We start from the raw sequence: 17,724 nt of genomic DNA on the forward strand, positions 1-17,724 counted from the left end.
CACCGGTGCAGAAAAATGGGACGGGTACCTCGCCCAAGGGTGAGGTCCGTCCTGGACCAAGTCAGGTCTCGCGGGCAGAGCGCCGGCGGGAACAAACCGGAACGCCTCGCGGCCAGCGTGGCGACATCAAGAAGGAGCCCCAGTGGCAAAGGCCAAGTTCGAGCGGACCAAGCCGCACTGCAACATCGGCACCATCGGACACATCGACCACGGCAAGACCACTCTGACCGCGGCGATCTCCAAGGTGCTGCACGACAAGTACCCGACCCTCAACGAGGCTTCGCCGTTCGACCAGATCGACAAGGCTCCCGAAGAGCGTCAGCGCGGTATCACCATCTCGATCGCCCACATCGAGTACCAGACCGAGAAGCGCCACTACGCGCACGTCGACTGCCCCGGGCACGCTGACTACGTGAAGAACATGATCACCGGTGCTGCCCAGATGGACGGCGCCATCCTGGTCGTGGCCGCGACCGACGGCCCCATGCCCCAGACCCGTGAGCACGTGCTGCTCGCCCGTCAGGTCGGCGTGCCCGCGATCGTCGTCGCGCTGAACAAGTGCGACATGGTCGACGACGAGGAGCTCATCGAGCTCGTCGAGATGGAGGTCCGCGAGCTGCTGTCGTCGCAGGAGTTCGACGGTGACAACTGCCCCGTCGTGCGCGTGGCCGCCTTCCCCGCCCTGCAGGGCGACGCCAAGTGGGGCGAGTCGGTCCTCGAGCTCATGGACGCTGTGGACGAGTACATCCCGCAGCCCGAGCGCGACACCGACAAGCCCTTCCTGATGCCCGTTGAGGACGTCTTCACCATCACCGGGCGTGGCACCGTGATCACCGGTCGTATCGAGCGCGGCATCGTCAAGACCGGCGAGACCGTCGACATCATCGGCATCCACGACGCCAAGCAGACCAGCACCGTCACCGGTGTCGAGATGTTCCGCAAGATCCTCGACGAGGGTCGCGCGGGAGAGAACGTCGGCCTGTTGCTCCGCGGCACCAAGAAGGAGGACGTGGAGCGCGGCATGGTCGTCATCAAGCCGGGTTCGACCACCCCTCACACCGACTTCGAGGGCTCGGTCTACATCCTGACCAAGGAGGAGGGTGGCCGTCACAAGCCGTTCTTCTCGAACTACTCGCCTCAGTTCTACTTCCGCACCACCGACGTCACCGGTGTGGTCCAGCTGCCTGAGGGCACCGAGATGGTCATGCCCGGCGACAACACCGACATGACGGTTCACCTGAACAAGCCCATCGCCATGGAGGACGGACTCAAGTTCGCCATCCGTGAGGGCGGCCGCACCGTTGGTGCCGGTCGTGTCGTCAAGATCCTCAAGTGATCTGACCCACTCAGGCGCACATCGCTCCAGCGCGAGGCCCGCATCCCTTCGGGGGTGCGGGCCTCGCGCCGTTGCGGTGTCCGCTGGGCTCAGTCCTCGATCCGGTCGGGTACCTCGGACGACTCCCGCACCACCAGGGTCGTCCGATGCCCTTCGTCCTCAGGGACGGAGCCCGCACCTGTGGCCGCCGCCCCCGATCCAGCCCCGACCAGGCTCAGCAGCAACCGGCCCACCTGTCGTCCGGTCGACTGCGGGTGGCGGTTGAGGGCCGTGATGCCGGGGCGCATGTAGGCACACAGCAGGGAGTCGTCCCACGACACGATGCGCACGTCGGCGGGGTCCTGCAGGGCCGAATCGGCTCCGGTGAGGTCGCCGAGGGCCCGAGCCACACCGACTGCCAGCAGGTCGTTTGAGGTGATCACGGCGTCGGCCCAGCCGTCGGCAAGCAGGTCGCGACCCTGCGCCAGGCCCTGTTCCTGGGAGTAGTCGGTCTCGATCGTGCGCAGCGGCATCCCGTGCGCGCGGGTCGCCGCGCGCATCGCCGCGAGCCGGTCGATCTCGTGGGTGAAGTGGGTCGGTCCGTGAAGGAAGATGACCCGGCTGGCCCCGCGCGAGCGCACGTGCTCGATGATCATCCGGACCTCGGCGTGGACGTCTCCGTTGACCACCGGGTGGTGGGTCGAGGTGGTGCTGCCCTGGATCACCGCCGGCAGCCCGAGTTCGTCCATCAAGGGGGGACGAGGGTCGTCGGCCTGCAGGTCGAACAGGGCGACGGCGTCGACCCGGTGTTCCCGGGCCCACTGGCGGTAGACGTCGAGGTCGCGTCCGGTGGGCCCCACCAGCCGCAGGAGCAGGGCGTGGTCGGAGTCGATCAGCACCTCCTCGATGCCCGCGATCACCCGTTGGTAGTAGGACTCGCTGCCGAGCACCCGGGAGTCGCGGGCGATGCACAGCCCGAACGCGCCTGCCTGGCCGGTCGAGAGCGCCTTCGCCAACGCGTTGGGACGCCACCCCGAGCGCTCCGCCGCTGCCTGCACCCGTGCCCTGGTGGCCGGGCTGACCCCGGGCCGGTTGTTGAGCGCATTCGACACGGCCGACTTCGACAGCTTGAGCGACGCCGCGAGGTCGGCGATCGTCGCGGGGCGGGTGGAGCGGGTCGTCATGGCGTCAGTATGTCGCCCGGGCGCGCGTTGGGCGTGGCGCCCCTACGATCAGGGAATGCAGAATCTGGCGCAGCCGAGCAGCGACTACTTCTCGATCCGTCGCATGCCTCCGGCGCGCACCGAACGGCTCGCCTGGGGCAAGAGCAGGCGGCAGGAGGTGAAGCGCTCCGAACTGGGGGCCTGGCGGGCTGCCGATGATCGTCCCGACCCGGTGCAACAGATCATCGACTCCCACGTCGACCGCATCGAGTGGCTCATCCCGCTACGGGTGCAACGCATGATCGAGAGCCCGTTCGGGTTCCTGCGGGGCGCCTCCAACGTGTGCGCCTGGGACTGCGCGTCGCTGCCGTCGACCGGCATCCAGCCTGTCATCTGCGGTGATGCCCACCTGGGCAACTTCGGTTTCTACCGCTCTCCCGAGGGTGAGCTGGTGATCGACCTGAACGACTTCGACGAGGCCCACCCGGGCGCGTGGGAGTGGGACCTTCGCCGGCTGACCGCCAGCGTCCACGTCGCCGGGCGGCAGAACGGGCACACCGAAGCCCAGTGCGAGCAGGCCGTCTTCGAATGCGTGGCCGCCTACCGTGACGAACTGCGCCACCTGGCGCAGACCCCGTTGCTGAGCCGGGCCTTCGCCAGGCTCGACGTGACGAGGTTGACCAAGGCGGTGAAGACAGGCAGCCTGCGCGACGAGGTGGCGCGTGCGACCACCAAGGCGCGTCGGCAGACGTCGGACCGCTCCCTGCCCAAGCTGACCGAGCCCGACAGCGACGGCACTCGCCACCTGGTGGAGAACACCCCCACCGTTCGCCTGCTGTCACCGGCACGGTTCGACCAGCTGGCCGAGGCCCTCGACCAGTACCTGACGACCCTCCCCGAGCAGTGGGCGAGGGTGGTCGGCGGCTACCGACTGGTCGACATGGCGCACAAGGTGGTGGGGGTCGGGTCGGTCGGGCTGCGTGCCTTCGTCGCCCTGCTCGAGGGATCGAGCCCCGACGACGTGCTGTTCCTGCAACTCAAGCAGGCGCGACGCTCGGTGGTGGCCCCGTTCGTGCACGGCACCACGGCCCGCCACCAGCACCAGGGTCAGCGGGTGGTGGAGTACCAGCATGCGCTGCAGACTGCCTCGGACCCGTTGCTCGGCTGGTGCTCGACGGGGGTCTTCGAGGGGCTGACCACGCGCACGCGGGTGGACGACGAACCCGACGGCGCCCCCGCCATGCAGTTCTACGTGCGCCAGTACCGCAACATGAAGGGGGCGGTGGTGGTCGACGGGCTCAAGCCGGCAGCCCTGGCCGACTACGCCCAGGTGCTCGGTCTGCTGCTCGCCAAGGGGCACGCCCGCACCTCGGGCGCCTCGCTGATCGCCGGCTACATCGGACGGTCGGATGCGTTGCCGCAGGCGTTCACCCAGTTCGCGCGCGGGTACGCCGACCAGACCGAGATCGACCACGCGGCCCTGGTGGCCGCGGTGAAGGCCGGGCGACTCCCCAGCTGAGCTCGGCAGGGAGCGTGGTCGTGGTACGAGGTCAGTTCTCGAGGGCGCGGCGGGTGTCCTGGACGAGCTCGCGACAGGACGTGACGATGGCCGACAGGTCGGCGTGGGCCAGCACGGCCGAGGCCCTGCTGGCCAGATCAGTGGGTGCGTGGGGGAGGCCCGCGGCCGCCGCCACCAGTCCCTTCTCGTTGGTGGCCCAGCGATCGTCGACCGCATGGATGGCGTGGGCGCAGATGAGCAGCGCATGCGCGCAGGTCAGCGAGACGAACACCCGGTCGTCGCGCCGCACCCCCTTCGCGGCGAGGTCGACGTCGAAGTCCGCCTCCCACAACCGGTTGACCATGGTCTCGCGCAGCGCCGGTGGCAGGCTCGCGAACCTCTGTTGGCGGGCGACCAGTTCACCCTCGGTGTCCTTCATGACCAGAGCCAGGGCGAGTTCGCCGCAGTAGCTGGGCTCCCAGAACCCGAACGGATGCCCGGGCTGGGGGTGGAAGGTGCCCGCTCCCTGCTCGGCTCGTTGCCAGGCCAGGTCGATGCGCGTGAGGTCGCGCACGATCCAGTCCACGGGGCTGTCGTCCACCGTCAACCAGGCACCGGAGTCGACCCATGGACCCCAGCTGCCCGGTTCGCCGACCGCAGCCTCTGTGGACGACCACTGCGCGACCAGTGCGTTGAGTCGCTCCCGGTCGAGGGTGCCGTCGTGCACGATGCCGAGGTCGACGTCGGATCCCTCGACCGCGTCGCCGCGGGCGCGACTGCCACCCACCGTCACGCCCACCACACCGGGCACCTCACCGATCTGCTGGGCCATCGAGGTGATGCAGTCGCTTGAAATCACGGTCCCTCTCCTGATCGGTGGTCTGGCCCTGATCGGTAGTCTGGACCCCATCATGACTGAGCTCAGCCCCGCCCGCACCAGAGTGGCCCCTTCCCCCACCGGGGACCCGCACGTCGGCACCGCCTACCAGGCGCTCTTCGACTTCGCCTGGGCTCGCCGCACGGGTGGCCAGTTCGTCCTGCGCATCGAGGACACCGACCGGGCCCGACTGGTCGAGGGGTCCGAGCAGCAGATCTACGACTCCCTCAGCTGGCTCGGTCTGGAGCCGGACGAGTCACCCGTGGCCGGCGGTCCGTACGGCCCCTATCGGCAGAGTGAGCGGCTCGAGACCTATCGTCCCTTCGTCGACCAACTGCTCGCCGACGGCCACGCGTACCACTGCTGGTGCACCCCTGAGCGGTTGGCCGAGATGCGCGAGCAGCAACAGGCGAGCAAGCAGGCCACCACCGGGTACGACCGCCTGTGCCATGGCAAGACCGCCGAGCAGCGTGCCGCCCTTCCCGGCTTCCAGCCCACACCGGTGGTGCGCATGTTCGTGCCCGACGACGTGCCGCTGGTCTTCGACGACATGATCGGTGGTGAGTTGTCGGCCCCTCGTCCCGATGACCAGGTGATCCTGAAGGCCGATGGTTTCCCGACCTACCATCTCGCCGTGGTCGTCGACGACCACCTGATGGGGATCACCCACATGGTGCGCGGGCAGGAGTGGATCAGTTCCACGCCCAAGCAGATCCTGCTGCACCAGTGGTTGGGCTGGCAGGTGCCGGCCTTCGCGCACACCCCCCTGATCCGCAACACCGACCGTTCCAAGCTGGGCAAACGCAAGAGTCCCTGGGCCAAGCTCAGCTGGTTCCGCGAACAGGGCTACCTGCCCGAGGCGTTGCTCAACTTCCTGATGCTGCTCGGTCATCCCCCCGTGCACGAGGGCGACGACGTGCAGTCACTGGACGAGTTCGTGCAGCACTTCGACTGGTCGCGGATCAACCCGGCCGGTGCCGTGTTCGACCTGAAGAAGATGGACTGGCTGAACGGTCACTACCTGCGTGAGCTGTCGACCGAGGAGTTGACGGCCCGGATCATCGAGTTCGAGGCCGCTCGCGGCAGGGCCCTCGACCACAACCAGCGCGCTGTGTTGAGCCACGCGGTGCCGCTGGTGCAGCCACGCATGACCCTGCTCGGTGACGCGCTGTCCGCGATCGAGTTCCTGCTCACCGAGGACGATCAGCTCACCGTCGCCGAGGACGCCCGCGCCTCCCTGCCCCCGAATGCCGGTGAGGTGCTCGCGGCCGCGTTCACCGCGCTCGAACACCTCACCGACTGGGACCACGAGATGATCCAGGCCAACCTGCGCGAGGCCCTCGTCGACGGGCTCGGGCTGAAGCCCAAGGTTGCCTTCGCACCCGTCCGGGTCGCCATCGCAGGCTCCAAGGTGTCGCCGCCGCTGTTCGAGTCGATGGAGATCCTCGGACGCGAGTCGTCCCTGCGCAGACTTGTGGGTCTCCGCGAAACCCTCTGACGACTCCTCCGGTCCAGGACAGCGGTGGGCCGGTGGAGATCGGTGCCGCTCAGTTGACCGGGTCCTCCTGGGCCGAACCGGACGCCGGATCGCTCGGGTCGACGGGGAACTGGTCGGTGGCTGCGGGTGTGGCCGCAGCTGGGAGGTCCTCACGCAGGCTGCGAAGGAACGCGTTGCCGAAGGCGATCAGGGGCACCGCGAACAGGCCGCCCACGATCCCGGCGACCGAGATGCCGATCGCCAGCCCGTAGAGCACAGCAAGCGGGTGTACCTCGACGGCGCGTCCCAACAGGAAGGGCTGCATGACGTGCCCCTCGAGCTGCATCACCAGGATGAAGACGGCCAACATGATCAGCGCCTTCCAGAAACCGAGCGTGACCAGCACCACACCCGTGGCCACGGCCCCCGACATCAAGGCGCCCACCAGCGGGACGAAGGCGCTGACGAAGGTCAGCGCCCCGATGGCCAGGAACAGGTTCGAGCCGAGCGCGGCCGCACCGAGACCGGCACCGGCCCCGTCGCACAGGGCCACGATCACCGCGGCGCGCACGTAGGCCACCAGTGAGGTCCAGCCGCGGCCCGAGGCGTCCATCAGGCGTGACCGGCCCGCCTTGGGAACCAACGTCGAGATGCCGTGCGCGAGCCGACGCCCCTCGAGCAGCAGGAAGAACAGCGTGAACGCTGCCAGGGCGAAGCCCGCGAGGAAGTGCCCGACGCCCAGCCCGGCCGAGGCGGCCATGCTGGCGATCCGGCCCTTCGAGTCGGCCAGGTACTGCTGGCCCTTGTGCAGGTAGTCGGTGATCTGCTGCTGGTGCAGGTGGAGGGGCCCGTGGGTGAGCCAGTCGATCACCTGCGCGTAGCTCTTGAGCGCCTCGACCCCGAGCTGGTCGGACTGGGACACGATCTGGGCGCCCACCAGGGTGAAGATGCCACCCACCAGCACGAGCACCATCAACATCGACAGCGCGACAGCGAGCCCGCGCGGGACCCCACGCCGCTTCAGCCACTCGACCATCGGCCACAGGGCAGCGGTGAACAGCACGGCCACGAACAGCGGCACGGTGACCTCGTGCAGCCGCTGGAACAGCCACAGGATGCCGGCGATCAGGGCTGCCACCAGCAGCAGGCGCCATGACCATCCCGCAGCCACGGTCAGGGTGGCCGGGATCGGATCCGCGACCACGGCCCCGTTGTCCGCGACGCGTGACGGGGTGGTCACCCGGAACGGGGACCGAGCGGCAACCGCCTCGGCAATGCGGCGTCGTTCCCGCCGGGCAGCGGCCGACCTGACTGGCGGCACCCGTTGATCCTCTGCGTGGTCGGTCATGTCATTCCCATCTCCGGGCCACCCATGCAGGAACTGTCGAGAAGTGTCAGCGATCCTGGCGCTTCTGGATGGAGGCCCATTCGTCGCGCAGCCCCACCGTACGGTGGAAGACGACCGGCTGGGCATCGTCCGCGCCGGTGACGGCGTCGAGGTCCTTGGCGAAATACCCCAGGCGTTCGAACTGCACCACCTGACCGGGCTCGACGTCGGCGATCGACGCCTCGCCCAACGCCTCGTCCAACCACGTGCGCGCGTTCGTGTTCAGGTCGTCCAAGGGTTCGCCGGTGGCTGCCCCCGGTACCTCGGTGGTGAACAGACGCTCGTAGAGCGCGGCGCGAACGGGCACCGCGTGGGGGACCGAGACCCAGTGCATCGTCGACTTCACCTTGCGACCATCCGGGGCGTCGCCGCCGCGGGTGGCCGGGTCGTAGGTGGCGAGCACCTCGACCACGTTGCCCTCGGAGTCCTTGACCACGTCGGTGGCGGTGACCAGGTAGGCGCCGCGCAGACGCACCTCCTTGCCGGGCGACAGGCGGAAGAACTTGGGCGGTGGCACCTCGGCGAAGTCGTCGGTCTCGATCACCAACTGGCCCGAGAAGGCCACCGACCGGGTGCCATCCTCGGAGTTCTCGGGGTTGTTGGTCAGGTCGAACCGCTCGACCACGGGCTCGCCCTGGTCGTCGGTGGGCCAGTTGGTCAGGGTCAGCCGCAGCGGACGGGTGACCACCATGCGACGCTGCGAGGTGGCGTTGAGCTGGCGTCGGACGACGGCCTCGAGCGCCTCGATGGCGTGTCGGGAGTTGGTGCGGGCGGTGCCGATCTCACGGCAGAACGAGACGATGGCCGAGGCCGGGTAGCCGCGCCTGCGCAGTCCCGCGAGGGTGGGCATGAGCGGGTCGTCCCACCCGTCGACGACCCCGTCGTTCACCAGCTTCTTCAACCGACGCTTGGAGGTCACGATGTGGGTGAACTCCAGCCGGGCGAACTCGTACTGCTTGGGCTGGTCACCGGGCAGCGGCAGGTGGTCGAGGCACCAGTTGTAGAGCGGACGATGGGAGTCGAACTCCATCGTGCAGATGGAGTGCGTGACCCCCTCGATGGCGTCGGACTGGCCGTGGGCCCAGTCGTAGGTCGGGTAGATGAACCAGGAGTCGTGGGTGCGGTGATGGTGTCCGCGACGGATGCGGTACAGCACCGGGTCGCGCAGCCACATGTTGTCTGACTGCATGTCGATTCTGGCCCGCAGGCACATGGCGCCGTCGGCGAACTCGCCGGCGCGCATCCTCGTGAACAGGTCTCTCGACTCGGCGACCGGCCGATCCCGGAAAGGACTCTCGACGCCCGGCTTGCCGAACCCGCCGCGCTGAGCCGAGATGGTCTCGCCGTCCTGCTCGTCGACGTAGGCCAGACCCTCGGAGATCAGGTGGTGGGCCCACTCGTAGAGCTGCTCGAAGTAGTCGGACGCGAACAGCACCGCTGCGGGGCGGAAGCCGAGCCACTCGATGTCGCGCAGGATGCCGTCGACGAACTCCGTCTCCTCGGTGTCGGGATTGGTGTCGTCGAAGCGGACGTTGCAGGTGCCGCCGAAGTCCTCGGCGATCGAGAAGTCCTGGGTGATGGCCTTGGCGTGCCCGATGTGCAGGTAGCCGTTGGGCTCGGGTGGGAAGCGGGTCTGCACCCGTCCACCGTTGAGACCAACCGCGAGGTCACGTTCCACCTGGTCGTGGATGAAGTCCGAGGCGCCACTCATGCGGGGGAGTCTATCCGTGCCCACAGGGCCCTCCGCGCCTGAGGTCCCTGCTCGACCGGCTACCGACGAAGGTCGCCGAGTCGGCCTCGTCCCCGCGGCAGGTGCTCGTCCTGCAGTTGGGCGAGGAACAACTCGGCACAGGCCAGGGCATCACTGAGGGCGTCGTGTGGTGGTGTCTCGGGCAGCCCGTACTGCTCCCGGGCGGCCCACAGTCGAAGCGCCCCGGAAGGGATCCGGGCCTGGTCGCCGCCCAGGATGGCGAACTGCAGTTCGAGGGTGTCGAGGGTGACCAGCGGGAGTCGGATCCCGTGGATGACGCGTGCGGCCCGAGTCAGCTGGCCGACCTCGATCTGGGTGAAGTGGGCCACCAGCACGCGTCCGGCCAGCGCGTCGAGCACGCGGTCGAGGGCATCGGGCAGGGGGAGCCCGGAGGCCACGGTGTCGTCGGTGAGGCCGTGGACGACGGCGGAGTCACCGACCCCCCGGTCCTCGCCGACGAGTTCGGGCCTGACGAGTGCTTCACCGGCGCCACCGAGCACGATCTCGTGGCCGCCGGGACCCAGGTCGATGGGCACGAAACCGACCGACAGCCACCGGTCGCGATCGGGGTCGAGACCCGTGGTCTCCATGTCGATCGCGAGCAGGTGCAGGTCACTGATCCGGGTCGACTCCCCGGGAAGGGGAGTGGACAGGTAGCGGCGCAGGGCCGGCGACCCGCGCGGGCCGAGCCCGGTGAGTTGGCGCCGGCGCAGGCGGTCGGGGGTGTCGAAGGGTCGAGGCCAGTGGCGCGCGGACAGTGGGGTCATCGCTCAGGTGACCGTGCTGGTGGCGAACCGCTGCGCGAGCACCGTCTGCGCCGACCTGATGACGCCGAATGCGTCGCGCAGGTGCCGACGGTCGGAGCGGGAGAGTGCCTGCGGGTCGATCAGGTTGGACGGAGGCTCGCCCGCGCTGACCTGCTGGGCCTGGTGGCGCAGCCGCACCTGGGTGATGAACTCGAAGGCGTCGCGCAGTTCGCTCGCCGCCGGAGCGCCGAGGCCCTGCGGGGTGCCCAGGCGTGCCAACCGCTGGTCGGTCGACACCTCGGTGATGCCGGCGGAGAGGGCGTGGACCCGGGCCAATTCGATGATCGCGTGTGACCCGCCCGCCTTGAGGTCGATCGCGCCGCTGTGGTCACCGCGGCGTTCCACCACGAGGTTGCCGAGGAACCCCAAGGGGGGTTGCCGCAGGGTGGCGTGCGCCGCCAGGTGGGTCAGGAAGCGGGGGCGCTCGGGGGCTGTCTCGGCCACCAATCGCTGCAGCGGGTCGAACAGCGTGTGCTCGCCGAACAACGGGCGCGCGTCGAAGAAGGTGCCGGCGTGGAAGAGGGCCTCGGAGGTGGGGGTGTCGAGCCAGTCGAGGAACTGGTGGCGCCACTGGGTCTGCGTGAGCCGCCAGCGCGGATTGCTCGCCATCATCCTTCCGGGGCAGGGGGGATAGCCACACGCTGCCAGGGCGGCCTCCATCCGTTCGGCCAGGGCGGCGTACCAGGCGAGGGGGTCGACGTCCGGACCGTCCGCGGCCGCCTCTGGGTTCGTCCCACCGTCGGGATGGATGGCTTCGTCCGACACCACCAGCGCATGGTCCTGGTCGGACGACAACCCGGTCTCGTACCGAGCCTGGGAGCCGAGGGCGAGCCAGCACCAGCGCCGCGGGGCCTCGCCCAGGTCCGCCGTCACCTGTTGGCTGAGCAGCGTCAGCAGTCGGGACGAGATGGCGTCGGCGATCGCGGTCAGCACTCGTCCGATCTCGTCGGCGCTGGCGCCCTGCTGCACGTAGCCCGAGACGATCCCCGGCACCCGTGCCGCCACGGCGGCAATGCCGTCGACGTCGGACTGCCTGGCCACGTCCTGGGCGATGTGGACGGGATGGGCGCGCTCCAGACGGACGAGGTCACCGGTGGACACCATGCCGACGGCGCGACCCTCGTGCACCACGGGCAGGTGGTGGATGCGCCGGTTGGTCATCTGCAGCATCGCCTCGAAGGCGCGGGTCTGGGTGGAGACCGTCACCGGGTCGGCGGTCATGATCGTGCGGATCGGTGACCCCGGGTCGAGGCCCGCGGCCACCACCTTGGTGCGCAGGTCGCGGTCGGTGACGATCCCCACCAAGCGCTCCTCGTCGGTCACCAGCAGTGCCGAGACCTGCTGCTCGGTCATCACCTCGGCGGCCCGCCGAATGCTGAGCTCGGCCGATGCCGTGACCGGCGCCCGTCCGTGCCCGAGGTCACCGACCCGGGCGTTGAGCGCGGACGAACTGGGGTCTCCCCGGTGCTGCTGCTCGGCCACGGCGCGGGCCAGGCGCCGCTGGGTGTTGCGGTCGAAGAAGGCCGCGAAGGGCTCGTGAGAGCCGAGCAGGGAGCGGAAGGTCTCACCGGGCACGACCAGGACGAGGGTGTCATCGACGGCGAGCAACCCGAACGCCGAGGGAGTCTGGGTGGTGGCGCTCGAGACGCCGATGGCTGTGCCGACGTCAGCCCGCTCGACGAGCACCCCGCCCGAGGTGATGTCGACGACTCCCGAGCGGATCACGAAGACCGAGTCGTTGCGCTGCCCCTCGGCGAGCACCACCGAACCGCGGCGGAAGTAGCGCTGCCGCAACCGTGGCAGCAGGTCGTCGAGGGTCGCCGCGGGCAGACCCGACCACGGCTCGTGACCACCCAGGAAACGGGCGATCTCCTTGACCTCGACCTCCATGGGTGCAGGCTATTCCGACTCACAGGTCGACGTGGGCGCCCATGATCACCGTGCGGTCGGGCGGCAGGCCGAACACCGAGGCGCGGTTCGCCGCACTCGCCGCGAGCCACATGAACAGGTGGGTGCGCCAGTCACGCAGCCGGAACGGTCCGTCGTGCTGCAGGCGCACCACCGACATGAAGTAGCGGCACTGGTCGACGTCGAAGTCGTCCAGTTCGGGGTTCTTGCCCTTCGCCCACTGCAGTGCGCCCGGAACGTTCTGGGTGTCGTTGAACCCGACGTGATAGGCCACGTGGGTGATGCCGTCGTGGCTGTCGCCCAGGTCGTCGACCTCGGCGCGCTCGACGTGGTGGATGTGGGGCACCATCTCGGTCACGATCGTGACGATCACCACGTGCTCATGGACGACACCGTTGAAGCGCAGGTTGTCGCGGAAGGCCAGCGGGGTGGTGGTCTGGTTGGGGTGCGGGTAGACGGCCACGCCCGGGACCCGGGGCAGGTCGGACGTGCGCACGGTCTCGAGGAACTCGTCGAGGGGACCTTCGAGTTGTTGCCTGCGCTCGGTGACCAGACGGGCCCCCCAGCGCCAGGTCAGCATCACCGTCACCAGCGCTGTCGCGATCAGCAGGGGCAGCCAACCACCCGAGGCGACCTTGGTCAGGTTGGCACTGAAGAAGAGCACCTCCACCCCGCCGATCACCACGGTGGCCAGCACCATGCGCCACGCCGACCAGCCCCAGACATGTCTGGCCAGGAACAGGAACAGACAGGTCGTCAGGATGAGGGTGCCCGTGACGGCCAGTCCGTAGGCGGTGGCCAACTTCGCGGAGCTGCCGAACGTCAGCACCAGCACCAGCACCCCGATGAAGAGCATCCAGTTGATGGAGCCGATGTAGATCTGGCCGCCCTCCTCACGCGAGGTGTGGCGCACGTTCATCCTGGGCAGCAGGCTCAATCTGGCCGCCTGCTGGGAGACGGAGAAGGCTCCCGAGATCACCGCCTGGGAGGCGATCACGGTGGCCATGGTCGCGAGTACGACCAGAGGGATCCGCGCCCACGCCGGGGCCATGTGGAAGAAGGGGCTGCGGGAGGTGCCCGGGTCGACGAGGATCATCGCCCCCTGACCCAGGTAGTGCAGCAGCAGGGAGGGGAAGACCACGAAGGCCCACGCGGTGCGGATGGCCCGGGACCCGAAATGACCCATGTCGGCGTACAGCGCCTCGGCGCCGGTGATCGTCAACACCACGGCGCCCATGGCCACGAAGGCGACGAACGGACGATCGACGGCGAACAGCACCGCCCGGTGGGGACTGAGCGCTCCCAGGATCTGTGGGTGCGCCACGATCTTCGGCACCCCCATCGCGGCCAGGGCCACGAACCACGCCAACATGACGGGGCCAAAGGCTCGTCCGACCTTCTCGGTGCCGAAGCGTTGGCTCGCGAAGAGAACGGTGAGGATCGCGATCGAGGCCGGGAGCACGAACTGCTCGGCCGAGGGCGAGACGATGGTGATGCCCTCGATGGCAGACATCACCGAGATGGCAGGGGTGATCACCGAGTCGCCGTAGAACAGGGCCGCCCCGACGATGCCCATGACGCTGGCAGCTGCCACCAGGGCGGGACGGGTGAGCAGCCGCGCCCTGAGCAGCGCCACCAGGGCGAGGATGCCACCCTCTCCCTCATTGTCTGCGCGCATGACCAGACCGACATACTTCACGGTGACCACCAGGGTGATCGACCAGAAGACCATCGAGATGATGCCGTACACGTCGAGCGGGGTCGGGGCCACCGTGTTGTGGTCGATCGAGAAGACGGTCTGCATGGCGTACAGGGGGCTGGTGCCGATGTCGCCGAAGACCACCCCGAGGGCGCCCAGGGCGAGCAGGCTGGGCTTGCCCGAGGGGACGTGCGGATGGTTCAGCCACGGGCGGGCGGGGGTTCCGGGGTCGTCCGGTCCTTGAGCCTCGTCCGCGCTGAGTTCGTCCGCGCTGAGTTCGTCCGCCGGGGACTCGTCGGCCCGGGGCTCGTCGTTCCCGGCTTCCTGGGACTCCGGGGCGTTCTCGGGCTGGGAGACGTCCGCGTCGGGGGGCACCTGCTGACTCATGGGCACCATCGTGCACCCACGCAAAGCACCAGGATCACCACGCGGGCTCGACCAACCCGCGAAAAACAGGGGTTGGTCGAGCCCGCGTGGTGATCCTGGCGTGCAGGAACCGGTAGAGGTCCTCGGGCTCAGAGTTCCACGGAGGTGACGAAGCCGCCGGCTCCGCGCAGGGTGACCTGGCGCTCGGACTGGTTGATCACCTCGAGGCCGTGACGCTCCGCCATCGCCAAGGCGTCATCGAGCGAACCCTCCTCGAGCTGGTCGGCGTAGCCCTTGCCCTTCTTCCAGACCACGGGCGGGGCGCCGCGCTGGGGGAGCGCCGGCGCCACCCACTCGACGGCGTTGGCGATCACCTTGAGCACGTCGTCGTTGTGGTAGATCGGGTACTCCTGGTCGCCGGGGGAGAAGTAGAAGATCTTGCCGTGGCTGCGACGGAAGGTGCAGCCACCGCGGAAGGCCTCGCCACCGTCGAAGGCCGAGATGAAGATGAGGTCATCGGGGGTGGGGATGTCGAAGAACTCCCCGTACATCTCGTGGCTCGGCAACACGATCGGGTTCGGCACACCTTGGGCGATGGGGTGGGTCGGGTTGACCGTCCACACGTGCTCCCGGTTCGTGCCACCGCGCCAGCGCAGGTTGCAGGTGGTGCCCATCAACTTGCGGAAGATCTTCGAGTGGTGACCGGAGTGCAGCACGATCAGTCCCATGCCTGCCAGCACGGCCTGCTGCACCCGATCGACGATCGCGTCGTCGACGTCCTGGTGCACCCAGTGACCCCACCAGGTGAGCACGTCGGTCGAGGCCAGCACCTCTTCGGTGAGGCCGTGCTCCGGCATGTCCATGGTGACCCACCGCACCTCGACGGCACTGCCGAGCTGCTTGCTGATGCCGGCGGCGAGCGCGCCGTGCATTCCCTCGGGGTAGAGCTTCTGGACGCTCTCGTCGTGGCGCTCGTGGTAGTTCTCGCCCCACACGGTGACGCGGATGGGGGTACGGTCATTCGTCTGCATGGCTCCCAGCCTAGGGCCGCCGGCGGGGACGCGGGGGTGAGGGCAGGGTTTGGCCGTGAGTGGTTCCCCTGACCGTGGAGGCACCCCGGACGAGCGTCCTGACCACCCCCGCGAGGGGGCCGCGGTCGAGGGCCGACCCCGATTTGGCGTGGACGCGCGGGCATGCCAAAATGGTCAGGTTGCTCCGAGCCGGAGTCTCCATGTCGCGTCGCGGCGAGCCGGACGAAAGTCCCGGTTCAGGCCAGGTGTGACCGGGTGGCCGGGTTCGCAGGAGGGCTGTGGTCCCCGGGAGTGCATTCAATCGAAGAGTGGATGTTCGACCAGGGCGCAGAGCGCGACACGCCCGACCTCGGGGGTCGGAGCAACAAGCCGGTGACAAGCCGGAACGCGAAAGCCGGAACACCGGAATGAGCAGGACGAGAGAAGGAACAACTGTGGCGGGACAGAAGATCCGCATCAGGCTCCGGGCCTATGACCACGAGGTGATCGACTCGTCGGCGAAGAAGATCGTCGACACCGTGACCCGTACGGGTGCCAAGGTCGCCGGGCCGGTGCCGCTGCCGACCGAGAAGAACGTGTTCTGTGTGATCCGTTCTCCCCACAAGTACAAGGACAGCCGCGAGCACTTCGAGATGCGCACCCACAAGCGGCTCATCGACATCCTCGACCCCACGCCGAAGACCGTCGACTCGCTGATGCGACTCGACCTCCCGGCCGGTGTCGACATCGAGATCAAGCTTCCGTGAGGAACTGAGCAATGACTACTGAACGCAAAGTGAAGGGCCTGCTGGGCACCAAGCTCGGCATGACCCAGCTCTGGGACGAGAACAACCGCCTGGTTCCGGTCACCGTGATCCAGGCTGGCCCGTGTGTGGTCACCCAGGTGCGCACCCCCGACACCGACGGCTACTCGGCCGTCCAGCTCGGGTTCGGTGCCCTCAAGGCCAAGCATGTGACCAAGCCCGCAGCTGGTCACTTCGACGCCGCCAAGGTGACCCCCCGCAAGCACCTCGTCGAGCTGCGCACCTCCGATGCCTCGGAGTACAGCCTCGGCCAGGAGCTGACCGCCGAGTCGTTCGAGGCCGCCGAGGTCGTCGACGTGACCGGTGTCACCAAGGGCAAGGGCACCGCCGGTGTCATGAAGCGCCACGGCTTCAAGGGCCTGCGCGCCACGCACGGTGTGCACCGCAAGCACCGTTCGCCCGGCTCGATCGGCGGGTGCTCCACCCCCGGTCGCGTGTTCAAGGGCCTGCGCATGGCCGGCCGCATGGGCAACGACAAGATGACCGTGCAGAACCTCTCCATCCACGCTGTCGACGCCGATCGTGGGCTGATCCTGGTTCGGGGTGCCATCCCCGGCAACAAGGGTTCGCTCGTGGTCGTCCGCAGCGCTGCCAAGAAGGGTGATGTCGCATGAGCGAGACCGTGAAGGCCGCCACCTCGGCCGAGCTTCCCGCCGAGTACTTCGACGTCCAGACCAATGTGCCGCTGATCCACCAGGTCGTCGTGGCCCAGCAGGCTGCCGCACGTCAGGGCACGCACTCCACCAAGACCCGCGGCGAGGTCCGCGGTGGTGGGGCCAAGCCGTGGCGCCAGAAGGGCACCGGCCGCGCCCGTCAGGGTTCGCGCCGTTCGCCCCAGTGGGTCGGTGGCGGAATCTCGCACGGGCCGCAGCCGCACGGCTACGCCCAGCGCACCCCCAAGAAGATGGTGGCTGCCGCACTGCGTGGGGCCCTGTCGGACCGCGCCCGCGACGGCAAGATCTTCGTGCTCGACCAGATCGTCTCGGGTGAGACCCCCTCGACCAAGCAGGCCCTGGCCCAGCTGTCGAGCGTCGGTGACCTGGGCAAGTTGCTGGTCGTCCTGGACCGCAGCGATGACGTGGCCTGGCTGAGCCTGCGCAACGTCGCCGAGCTGCACGTGCTGGCCGTTGACCAGCTGAACACCTACGACGTGCTGCTGTCCGACGCGGTCGTCTTCACCCAGGCCGCCCTCGACGCCTACGTCTCGGGCCCCGCCAAGGGCAAGACCGTCAAGGGCCACGCCACCGAGTCCGAGGCCGCCGAGGCCGCGCTCGTTGACGCGTCGGATGACGAGGAGACGAAGAAGTGAACGACTTCAAGATCAAGGACCACCGCGACGTGCTGCTGGCACCCGTGGTGAGCGAGAAGAGCTACGGGCTGCTCGACGAGAACAAGTACACGTTCCTCGTCGCACCCGACGCCAACAAGACCGAGATCAAGATCGCCGTCGAGAAGGTCTTCGACGTCAAGGTGACCTCGGTGAACACCATCAACCGCCAGGGCAAGACCCGTCGCACCCGCTTCGGTCTGGGCAAGCGCCCCGACAGCAAGCGCGCGATCGTCACCGTGGCTGACGGACAGCGGATCGACATCTTCGGGGGCCCGGTCTCCTGACCGGACCATCGCTGAGTAAAGGAACGACAA

General features: G+C 68.6%; 15 protein-coding genes. 7 read left to right on the plus strand and 8 right to left on the minus strand.

Features of this window, described 5'->3' with window-relative positions; translation table 11 throughout:
• Positions 1-142: 142 nt before the first annotated feature.
• Entirely contained in the window at positions 143-1,336 is a 1,194-nt protein-coding gene (gene tuf / locus QQZ11_RS08075; RefSeq protein WP_022910625.1) for an elongation factor Tu, read from the plus strand.
• A gap of 89 nt (positions 1,337-1,425) precedes the next feature.
• Here the strand turns inward: tuf and QQZ11_RS08080 are convergent, their stop codons facing one another.
• Positions 1,426-2,499, minus strand: coding sequence for a LacI family DNA-binding transcriptional regulator (locus QQZ11_RS08080; protein ID WP_284549762.1), 1,074 nt, complete (start codon positions 2,497-2,499; stop codon positions 1,426-1,428).
• A gap of 55 nt (positions 2,500-2,554) precedes the next feature.
• Here QQZ11_RS08080 and QQZ11_RS08085 point away from each other — a divergent pair, with 55 nt between their 5' ends.
• A complete protein-coding gene (locus QQZ11_RS08085; RefSeq protein WP_284549763.1) occupies positions 2,555-3,997 on the plus strand; it encodes a DUF2252 domain-containing protein in 1,443 nt (480 codons plus the stop codon).
• Between the two features lie 31 nt (positions 3,998-4,028).
• On the opposite strand, the gene QQZ11_RS08090 is transcribed toward QQZ11_RS08085, so the two are convergent.
• Complete coding sequence (locus QQZ11_RS08090; RefSeq protein WP_284549764.1) at positions 4,029-4,835, minus strand: nucleotidyltransferase domain-containing protein; 807 nt, start codon at positions 4,833-4,835, stop codon at positions 4,029-4,031.
• A gap of 52 nt (positions 4,836-4,887) precedes the next feature.
• Between QQZ11_RS08090 and gltX the strand changes: the two genes are divergently transcribed.
• Positions 4,888-6,351: a glutamate--tRNA ligase gene (gene gltX / locus QQZ11_RS08095; RefSeq protein WP_284549766.1), complete on the plus strand. Its 1,464-nt coding sequence runs from the start codon at positions 4,888-4,890 to the stop codon at positions 6,349-6,351.
• Between the two features lie 49 nt (positions 6,352-6,400).
• Here gltX and QQZ11_RS08100 read toward each other — a convergent pair whose 3' ends face one another.
• The 6 genes from QQZ11_RS08100 to QQZ11_RS08125 form a co-directional block, all read right to left on the minus strand.
• Positions 6,401-7,678, minus strand: a complete 1,278-nt coding sequence (locus tag QQZ11_RS08100) for an AI-2E family transporter (protein WP_284549767.1) — start codon at positions 7,676-7,678, stop codon at positions 6,401-6,403.
• A gap of 46 nt (positions 7,679-7,724) precedes the next feature.
• Positions 7,725-9,428: a glutamine--tRNA ligase/YqeY domain fusion protein gene (locus QQZ11_RS08105; RefSeq protein ID WP_284549770.1), complete on the minus strand. Its 1,704-nt coding sequence runs from the start codon at positions 9,426-9,428 to the stop codon at positions 7,725-7,727.
• 59 nt (positions 9,429-9,487) lie between these two features.
• On the minus strand, positions 9,488-10,234 hold the full coding sequence (locus QQZ11_RS08110) for an exonuclease domain-containing protein (protein ID WP_284549771.1): 747 nt from the start codon (positions 10,232-10,234) through the stop codon (positions 9,488-9,490).
• 3 nt (positions 10,235-10,237) lie between these two features.
• Entirely contained in the window at positions 10,238-12,163 is a 1,926-nt protein-coding gene (locus tag QQZ11_RS08115; RefSeq protein WP_284549773.1) for a putative nucleotidyltransferase substrate binding domain-containing protein, read from the minus strand.
• Between the two features lie 19 nt (positions 12,164-12,182).
• Positions 12,183-14,267: a potassium transporter Kup gene (locus QQZ11_RS08120; protein WP_284549775.1), complete on the minus strand. Its 2,085-nt coding sequence runs from the start codon at positions 14,265-14,267 to the stop codon at positions 12,183-12,185.
• Positions 14,268-14,395: 128 nt separating this feature from the next.
• Positions 14,396-15,277 (minus strand): ThuA domain-containing protein, encoded by an 882-nt coding sequence (locus tag QQZ11_RS08125; RefSeq protein ID WP_342395067.1) that lies wholly within the window; start codon positions 15,275-15,277, stop codon positions 14,396-14,398.
• A 434-nt stretch (positions 15,278-15,711) separates the two neighbouring features.
• Between QQZ11_RS08125 and rpsJ the strand changes: the two genes are divergently transcribed.
• Genes rpsJ through rplW form a run of 4 tightly spaced genes read left to right on the plus strand, consistent with a single transcriptional unit; the run spans position 15,712 to position 17,694 of the window.
• Entirely contained in the window at positions 15,712-16,023 is a 312-nt protein-coding gene (rpsJ, locus tag QQZ11_RS08130; protein WP_020488540.1) for a 30S ribosomal protein S10, read from the plus strand.
• Between the two features lie 11 nt (positions 16,024-16,034).
• On the plus strand, positions 16,035-16,694 hold the full coding sequence (rplC, locus tag QQZ11_RS08135) for a 50S ribosomal protein L3 (protein WP_026378085.1): 660 nt from the start codon (positions 16,035-16,037) through the stop codon (positions 16,692-16,694).
• Positions 16,691-17,389 carry a 50S ribosomal protein L4 gene (gene rplD, locus QQZ11_RS08140; protein ID WP_022910637.1) on the plus strand — a complete coding sequence of 233 codons (699 nt, stop codon included), beginning with the start codon at positions 16,691-16,693 and terminating at the stop codon, positions 17,387-17,389. Before rplC ends, rplD begins: the two co-directional genes overlap by 4 nt.
• Positions 17,386-17,694 carry a 50S ribosomal protein L23 gene (gene rplW / locus QQZ11_RS08145; protein ID WP_022910638.1) on the plus strand — a complete coding sequence of 103 codons (309 nt, stop codon included), beginning with the start codon at positions 17,386-17,388 and terminating at the stop codon, positions 17,692-17,694. The genes rplD and rplW overlap by 4 nt, the downstream gene beginning before the upstream one ends.
• Positions 17,695-17,724: the final 30 nt, after the last annotated feature.

The organism is Aestuariimicrobium sp. T2.26MG-19.2B (assembly GCF_950101875.1).
GTDB classification, from domain to species: Bacteria; Actinomycetota; Actinomycetes; order Propionibacteriales; family Propionibacteriaceae; genus Aestuariimicrobium; species Aestuariimicrobium kwangyangense.

What these genes read in the sequence shown, in the direction of transcription:
- rplD (WP_022910637.1), top strand. Translation starts at nt 16,691, where the DNA reads ATGAGCGAGACCGTGAAGGCCGCCACCTCGGCCGAGCTTCCCGCCGAG.
- QQZ11_RS08085 (WP_284549763.1), top strand. Translation starts at nt 2,555, where the DNA reads ATGCAGAATCTGGCGCAGCCGAGCAGCGACTACTTCTCGATCCGTCGC.
- rplC (WP_026378085.1), top strand. Translation starts at nt 16,035, where the DNA reads ATGACTACTGAACGCAAAGTGAAGGGCCTGCTGGGCACCAAGCTCGGC.
- QQZ11_RS08080 (WP_284549762.1), bottom strand. Translation starts at nt 2,499, where the DNA reads ATGACGACCCGCTCCACCCGCCCCGCGACGATCGCCGACCTCGCGGCG.
- QQZ11_RS08125 (WP_342395067.1), bottom strand. Translation starts at nt 15,277, where the DNA reads ATGCAGACGAATGACCGTACCCCCATCCGCGTCACCGTGTGGGGCGAG.
- QQZ11_RS08100 (WP_284549767.1), bottom strand. Translation starts at nt 7,678, where the DNA reads ATGACCGACCACGCAGAGGATCAACGGGTGCCGCCAGTCAGGTCGGCC.
- gltX (WP_284549766.1), top strand. Translation starts at nt 4,888, where the DNA reads ATGACTGAGCTCAGCCCCGCCCGCACCAGAGTGGCCCCTTCCCCCACC.
- QQZ11_RS08110 (WP_284549771.1), bottom strand. Translation starts at nt 10,234, where the DNA reads ATGACCCCACTGTCCGCGCGCCACTGGCCTCGACCCTTCGACACCCCC.
- QQZ11_RS08105 (WP_284549770.1), bottom strand. Translation starts at nt 9,428, where the DNA reads ATGAGTGGCGCCTCGGACTTCATCCACGACCAGGTGGAACGTGACCTC.
- QQZ11_RS08120 (WP_284549775.1), bottom strand. Translation starts at nt 14,267, where the DNA reads ATGAGTCAGCAGGTGCCCCCCGACGCGGACGTCTCCCAGCCCGAGAAC.
- QQZ11_RS08115 (WP_284549773.1), bottom strand. Translation starts at nt 12,163, where the DNA reads ATGGAGGTCGAGGTCAAGGAGATCGCCCGTTTCCTGGGTGGTCACGAG.